This is a genomic window from Ruegeria sp. CDSC045 (assembly GCF_059610725.1).
Window position 1 is genome coordinate 155,381 of sequence record NZ_JBXWOE010000011.1, and the last position, 6,966, is coordinate 162,346.

The following is a 6,966-nucleotide window of genomic DNA, read 5'->3' on the forward strand; positions in this document are numbered from 1 at the left end:
CAGGTCAGAGCCTATGAAAACTCAGATCAAACCGCGCGCCCTGTGGGACGGGGTGGTTTGCGATGTCTCCGCGATGGGCCGACAGGATGTTGCGGACAATAGCCAGCCCCATCCCGGTGCCGCCGCTTTCCCGGCGGGTTGTAAAGAACGGATCGAACACGCGGTCGGCGTTACCGGGCGATATCCCCGCCCCATTGTCGGACACGGTCAGGATAACCGTGTTTCCAGCCTCTGAGGCGCGCAGATCAACCGCGCTGGCCCCATGATCTTTGGCATTTTGCAGAATATGGCCCAGAACGATCCGCAACCCCTCGGCCGAGATCGGGAATGCGACCTCATCCGCCCCGGACAGGTTTAGCTCAATCGGAAGCGCCCCTGGCAACGCATCGCGCAGGGTGCTTGCCCCGACATATCGGGCCTCGCGCGCGCGGGCGGCATCCCGAAGTGCTGCAAGCTGGGTTTCGATCTGCTGACGCGCCCCGTCGATCTGCGCGATTAGGGCTTTGGAGTCATCGCTGCCATCCGGGGTGTCCTGTAGCATCTCAACCGCCGCGCGGATTGCGGTTACCGGCGATTTCAACTCATGCGTGACGTGATCGGTATAAGACCGGATGGTCGCCTCACGGTCACGCAGCGCCTCGGCCATGGTGACGACCTGAGTTGCGGTCTGGTGAAGCTCTTTGGTGCCGAAATGCCGAATTGGCACGGCGCGGGCTCCGGCCTCTTGCGCCCCGGCATAGGCCTGCAAGGCTTTGATTGGACGCAGCAGCAACCGTACCAGCAACCAGCCCAGCCCCGATGTTGCAAGAAAGATCACTCCGCCCAGAACCAGGGCAGAGTTCCGAAAGCCGAATTCAGGACCCAAATAACGCAGGGCCACCAGCCCCGCGAATGACAGACCCAATGTCCCGACCAGCGCACCGCCCAGCACAAATGCCAATGAAGGTCGCCAGCGCCGGGTCACCCCAGCCTCCTCATCCGGATACCCTGACCATGTACGGTTTCCACCGAGTCCGACAAACCAACCTGCGCAAATTTGTTCCGCAGGTTCCGCAGGTGGCTGTCCAAGGTCCTGTCCGAGACCTGGCTGCGCGCGCCCCAAATCTCGGCAATCAGGGCCGTGCGGGGAACAAGACGACCCGGTGTTTCCATCAACATCACCATGATCTGAAACTCAGTACCGGTCAGGGCAATTTCCGTGTCGTGGCAAGCACAGAGTCTTGCGGTCCGGTCCAAGGTCAAGGGGCCGTGCCGCAGATTTCCCGGCGCCGCCACAATGCGATTGGTGCGCCTTAGGATCACCTTGACCCGCGTCACCAGTTCGCGCGGGCTAAAAGGCTTGGTCACGTAGTCATCGGCCCCAAGCTCCAGCCCCAGAATCCGGTCGACCTCATCATCGCGGGCGGTCAGGAACAGGATCGGGACGTCCGAACGGGTTCGAATTTTCTGGCATACGGCAAAGCCATCCAGTTCGGGCAGGCCAACATCCAGAACGATCAGGTCCGGTTCGTCGCGAAACGTGCTGATTACGGCTTCCTGACCGTTGGCGGCGGTCGAAACGCTGTAGCCAGCGCGTTCCAGCCCCAGACGCACAACTTCACGCAACCGCGGATCATCATCGACAACTAAGATATTCATATACCCGGACCGATACTGCTCAAATCGGCACCATAGCGGGACAGGCGCCACTTTCGAAAGCCCCATTCCTGCCAGCTGTTGATCGGGTCAGCTTCAAAATAGCACAGCGAATTCGGATACCCGTAGCTGATATGCATCCCGGTCATGGGCCCCAAAGAACACAGATAGGCATGGTCCGGTTCGGACAGTTTCAGGTTTCGGGTCGCGATCACATGGGCAAAATTCACAAAACTGGCACAATAGAGGACCAGAACGCTCAGAATGCCGGTTCGCGCGATCAACCAACTATTGGATTTCCTGAACGCTATTTGCCACCCAACCAGCGCCAGACCTGCCGCAACAAGACCCATCCAGATCTGCGCATAGATACGCAGGTAGGTCAGGCCATAGGTGCCGACATATAAATCCAGACGCATCAATGCCGCACCGCACAGAGCCACATTTTGTGCCAGCCACAACACCATCAGCGGTTTCAGCACCCGATTTTCATCCAGAAACGGCCGCGCTGCCAGGGCGAATGCACTGGCTAGCAGCGCCGTTACCAGCAACGGATATGCGCCGCGATGGGCGTAGGTTGCATAGCTCATCCCCTCGGGCAATGAGGCCCCGCCCAGCAGAATCGACAGGTCCAGCACAGTCTGAACACCAATCAGTGCATTGAACATCCAGAGCGCCCGCAGGACCGAACCACCGTTGAGGCCGGGGATCGTCTGAGGGCCTGCGAATGGTCGCGGGTTCAGTCCGCGAAGCGGGTGGTTATCGACAAAAGGCCAGATGATCAGCGCAATCCCTCCCCAGAACAGGGCGCGCTGCAGCAGGTGGCCAAAGGCGATATCCGGGGTGACAAGGGATTGGAATACCGGGTTCGCCTCGGCCAGCAATGTAACAAAAACCATCGTCCCGCCAATCGGCAGACCCCAGTTGCGCAGGAACTGCCGAACCCGCGTCCAGCCGCCTCCGGCATCGCTGACAATCGTGGTTTTCAGGCCGGGTATCGCGCGGACCGGGCCAAGCCAGTTCTTTGGAAGATCAGTCAGAAACCCCAGCGCCAGCAAAAGCAGTTCCAGAACCTGGCCTTTCGGGTGCCTGACCCAGACAATCGCAACGACGAGCCCGGACAAAAGAAACGCGACCGATAATGGTTGAACGAAATCCACGACCGGCAAAACACTCAGCACCAAAACCGCTGCGGGCATAAGCACCCCTTTGCCAGACCGATCCGCGGGCAGGCCGCACAAAAAGACCGCCACAGCAAAGACCGCCAGAGACACACCCGCCTGATGTCCCCAGAACAGGTAATCCGCCAGCGCGACCAGCAAGATAAACCCGATCACGCGCCATGCGCGACCATCAGTGGCAAACGCCGGGGTTGAACCCGGCGGGCCCTTGGTGCCTGAAATCACTGTCTCTTCCGACAGCCACCAAGCGTCCAGCGCCACAGAATTCGGAACTCCAGAAATTATAAGTTGCTGCGCCATTTCTTCCCTCTTGTGTTTTAAGGGACTGGTTTGACCCAAAGGTCGGGAAGCTCGGGTGCAGAAGATCTGCAGAAACTGTGCAGATCGGTGAAATGAGTGTCGGATTTGCAAAGGCTCGCGCGTCCTAGCAGGATGAAACCAACTTCGCGGAGGTAAAAATGATCTATGCAATCTCGATCTATGGTCAGGCGGGTGTGTTCGAAGCGTTGCCACAGGACCGTCAGGACGATGTCATGGCAGGACATACGGTGCTACAGAATGCCCTCAGGCAGCGCGGGGATTTCCTGTCCGTCAAACTGATGCCCCCGACTACGGCTGTCACAGTCGAACCCGCGGCTGCTGAGACTCTGCAACCTATGATCGTCGACGGCCCGTTCGCTGAGACGAAAGAAAGTTTTCTGGGCTTGTATCTGGCCGAGTTCAACGATCTGGATGAGGCGCTTGAACATGCGCGAATGATCTCGTCACCTGTTGCCCGGCTTGAGGTCCGCCCCGCCGCCTGGGCTGGCGGGTCGATGACCTTGGATTGACCGCGTGTCGGATTGGCTAGAGGCCACGTTCTTGCAGCAACGCCCGCAGGCCATCGCTGCCCTGACGCGATATTTCCGGGACATCGACCTTGCCGAAGATGCATTTGCCGAAGCCTGTCTAAAGGCTCTGACCGTATGGCGCAAACAAGGCGCGCCGCGCGATCCGCTGGCTTGGCTTTTGACCACCGCCCGTAATGCCGGGCTGGATGGTTTGCGCAAATCCCAACGCCGCAGCGCAATCCTGACCCGCCACAGGGAAGAATTTCATTCCATGGCTGATGACCCACCAGATCCGGACGAGCTGCGCGACGATGTTCTGCGCCTGCTGTTCATCTGTTGTCACCCGGACCTAAGCCGGCAAGACCAGATTGCGCTGGCCCTAAAAATTGTTGCCGGGTTGCGTGTGGAAGAAATCGCCCGTGGTTTCCTTGTCAGTACAAAGGCAATGGAACAGCGAATTACCCGCGCCAAGAAAAGGATCGCAGGAAGTTCTGTCGCTTTTGAAACACCCACGCCACAGGAGCGGGCTGCGCGTTTGGGCGAAGTGTCTTTGATGATCTACCTGATGTTCAACGAAGGCTGGTCAACCTCGGGTGGCCCGGTGCAAATCCGGCTCAAACTATGCGATGAGGCGATACGTCTGGCCCGGCTGCTGGTTGCCTTGTTCCCGACGATGGCCGAGCAGATTTCACTGCTGGCCCTGTTGCTTCTGCAACATGCCCGTCGTGAAGCACGGCTAGACGATCAAGGTGATCTTGTAGCCCTGGAAGATCAGGACAGGGCCCTTTGGGACAAGGCCAACATCGCCGAAGCGACAGCCCTGATGCAAAAGGCCGAACGGCTGAACCAAGTGGGTGTTTACGGTATTCAGGCCGCAATCGCCGCCGTTCATGCGCATGCCCAATCGACAGAAGATACCGACTGGTCTCTGATCGAGGCGCATTATGCCGCGCTCTATCGCCTCCAGCCCTCGCCGGTCATCCGCCTGAACCAGATCGCCGCCGGGTCCAGGGTTCATGGCCCACGCCGCACGCTTGTTGCGTTGGATGCCGTGGCGAATGATCTGGCGTCTTATCGCTGGTTCCATGCCTTGCGCGCGGCAATGTTGCGAGAGATCGGCGATCTTCCCGCCGCGATCCAGTCCCTTAACCGTGTTCTGAACCTCGGCCCGACGGGACCGGAACGTGTGGCGGTACTGAAAGAAATCGCCGCCTGTGAAAAAGATTTGAACCAGTTGTAGGAAAGGCCGATCCTCACGCGTCCTTTGTTCAGTCCCGCATGCAGCGGGCAATCAAAGGGAGATAAAGATGAGCATTCTGGACATGACCACCGTTGGAAACTCGGGCTGGATCGGGCATTCCGGGCCAGACCAGACCAAGGCCAAGCAATTCTACAAAAATGTGCTGGGCTGGAACATTAACGAGATGCCGATGCAGGACGGGTCAAGCTATGCCGCCGCGGTGGTTGGTGAAACGCCAATCGGAGGGTTCTCGCCCATGCCCGATACGGATGGAAACTGGACGATCTATTTTACGGTTGCTGATGTCGATAACAGCCTAGCAGCCGCAGTTGCACAGGGAGCCTCAGTCTTGCAACACGCCATAGATATGCCCGGGGTCGGCCGGATGGCCACTCTGAACGACCCACAAGGCGCACGGTTTGCGTTGATTACTTATGAAAGCATGGCGTCTTAATCTTGGGCAGACAGGAGAATTCCCATGGAACACACACCGCAAATCGCTCTGCTTGTTACAGCAATCTTTGTGCTTATGAGTATTCCGATGGGAATTCTTGTAGGCATCAGACGATCCCAGACCGGAGTTTTACTGCTGCACGGGGATGACGACGAGCTGCTGCGGCGGATTCGGGCACATGGGAACTTTACTGAATATGTTCCACTGGCCCTGCTGGCTTTGGCGGGGGCGGAGATTGCCGGTGCCTCAGACTGGCTGGTCGGGGGATGCGGTCTTGTGCTGTTGGTGGCTCGCGCCGTGCATTATGTCAGCCTGCGTTCCACCCCCGACGGCAAAGGTCGGGTGATCGGTGCCGCACTGACAACATTGGTGATGCTCGTCTTGTCCCTGTCAATTCTTTGGCAATTGGTGGGATCAGTCTGATGCCAAATGATGAACACCTGAATCAACGTATGCGCCTCGCCCTCGAGGCGCATATTGGAATTTCCGAAATGCGGATGATGGGTGGCACCTGCTTTTTTCTGAACGGCAATATGTTGTGCGGCGCGCGCCGCGACAAAGACGGGTTTGGACGGTTCATGTTCCGTGTCGGCAAGGCCAAAGAGACCGAGGCGCTTTCTAATCCGTTTGCAAACCCGATTGTCCACGGAAAGCGAAAACTCGGTGGGTTTGTCGTTGTAGACGAGGCCAACTGCGATCCGGCTGCGCTGGGTGACTGGCTGAGCCTGTGCCTGGCGCACGCCGCCAGCCTGCCGCCGAAAAGTTGAATATCAGGAGAAGATGATGGATCAGTTCCGCTGCTTTTCGCCCGAGGCCCTTCAGTTTCTTTCTGATCTGCGAGCCAATAACCGACGCGAGTGGTTTCACGCCAACAAACAGATCTATGAGGCCGCGATCAAACAGCCCGCAGAACAATTTGCGGCCCAGATGTCACAGGCGCTGGCTGAAATGACGCACATGCCCCATTCGGCCAAGATCTACCGTATTCATCGAGACGTGCGGTTCTCAAACGACAAGTCACCCTATAATCCTCATCTGCGCATGTCTTTCATACCCGGGGATTGCGGAGATCAGCCCCCGCTTTGGCATTTCGGGCTGTCCCCGGATTGCCTGTCCCTTGGGTGCGGCGTCTTCCAATATGTAAAAGCAGCCCTAGAGAGGTATCGGACCGGCGTAGCAGGACCAGCGGGAAATGATCTCATGGCAATCATCAATGATCTTACGGCCAGGAATGTCAGGATCAGCGAGCCCGAGTTGAAGCGCGGACCGTCAGGCTATGCGAGTGATCACCCCCATCTGGACCTTCTACGCCGCAAGGGGCTTACCGTTTGGACGGATCTTACCGCCCAACCCACCGTAACCCAGGCAGGTCTTAGGGAAGAATGTCTAAATCAATTTCAGCTCTTCCACCCGGTGTTTCGGGCCTTGCAGTCCCTTGGCACCTAGCCGACCTAACACAGGATCATGGTATCCCTTCGCCTTCTTCAACGCCAAGGGTCTCACGTTGAGCGGGCCAGGCAGCGAGGGTGCGTAACCAACATTGCTGCCCGTTTCCTACGGGTTGGCATTATCTATTACGGGTCTGTCACAGTGTTTTTCTCGTACTGCTTGCTTCCACGGTGCTTC

General features: G+C 58.0%; 9 protein-coding genes. 6 read left to right on the top strand and 3 right to left on the bottom strand.

Annotated elements, in window-relative coordinates; all coding sequences use genetic code 11:
- Nucleotides 1-4 precede the first annotated feature (4 nt).
- The 3 genes from AC2FH6_RS17865 to AC2FH6_RS17875 are packed head-to-tail and all read right to left on the bottom strand — an operon-like array spanning nucleotide 5 to nucleotide 3,116.
- A complete protein-coding gene (locus AC2FH6_RS17865; RefSeq protein WP_496692667.1) occupies nucleotides 5-964 on the bottom strand; it encodes a sensor histidine kinase in 960 nt (319 codons plus the stop codon).
- Nucleotides 961-1,638: a response regulator transcription factor gene (locus AC2FH6_RS17870; RefSeq protein ID WP_271950973.1), complete on the bottom strand. Its 678-nt coding sequence runs from the start codon at nucleotides 1,636-1,638 to the stop codon at nucleotides 961-963. The genes AC2FH6_RS17865 and AC2FH6_RS17870 overlap by 4 nt, the downstream gene beginning before the upstream one ends.
- Nucleotides 1,635-3,116 carry a DUF4153 domain-containing protein gene (locus AC2FH6_RS17875; RefSeq protein WP_496703797.1) on the bottom strand — a complete coding sequence of 494 codons (1,482 nt, stop codon included), beginning with the start codon at nucleotides 3,114-3,116 and terminating at the stop codon, nucleotides 1,635-1,637. Before AC2FH6_RS17875 ends, AC2FH6_RS17870 begins: the two co-directional genes overlap by 4 nt.
- Before the next feature lie 158 nt (nucleotides 3,117-3,274).
- Between AC2FH6_RS17875 and AC2FH6_RS17880 the strand changes: the two genes are divergently transcribed.
- From AC2FH6_RS17880 to AC2FH6_RS17905, 6 genes are all read left to right on the top strand, one after another.
- Nucleotides 3,275-3,646: a YciI family protein gene (locus AC2FH6_RS17880; protein WP_142638441.1), complete on the top strand. Its 372-nt coding sequence runs from the start codon at nucleotides 3,275-3,277 to the stop codon at nucleotides 3,644-3,646.
- Between the two features lie 4 nt (nucleotides 3,647-3,650).
- Entirely contained in the window at nucleotides 3,651-4,886 is a 1,236-nt protein-coding gene (locus AC2FH6_RS17885; protein WP_496703798.1) for an RNA polymerase sigma factor, read from the top strand.
- A 67-nt stretch (nucleotides 4,887-4,953) separates the two neighbouring features.
- Entirely contained in the window at nucleotides 4,954-5,340 is a 387-nt protein-coding gene (locus AC2FH6_RS17890) for a VOC family protein (protein WP_496703799.1), read from the top strand.
- A gap of 24 nt (nucleotides 5,341-5,364) precedes the next feature.
- Nucleotides 5,365-5,763, top strand: a complete 399-nt coding sequence (locus AC2FH6_RS17895) for an MAPEG family protein (RefSeq protein WP_496679462.1) — start codon at nucleotides 5,365-5,367, stop codon at nucleotides 5,761-5,763.
- The gene (locus tag AC2FH6_RS17900) at nucleotides 5,763-6,107 is read left to right on the top strand and encodes a TfoX/Sxy family protein (protein WP_496679459.1); all 345 of its coding nucleotides are present in this window, start codon (nucleotides 5,763-5,765) and stop codon (nucleotides 6,105-6,107) included. The genes AC2FH6_RS17895 and AC2FH6_RS17900 overlap by 1 nt, the downstream gene beginning before the upstream one ends.
- Nucleotides 6,108-6,123: 16 nt before the next feature.
- On the top strand, nucleotides 6,124-6,786 hold the full coding sequence (locus AC2FH6_RS17905; protein WP_496692664.1) for a DUF2461 domain-containing protein: 663 nt from the start codon (nucleotides 6,124-6,126) through the stop codon (nucleotides 6,784-6,786).
- The last annotated feature ends 180 nt before the right edge of the window (nucleotides 6,787-6,966 follow it).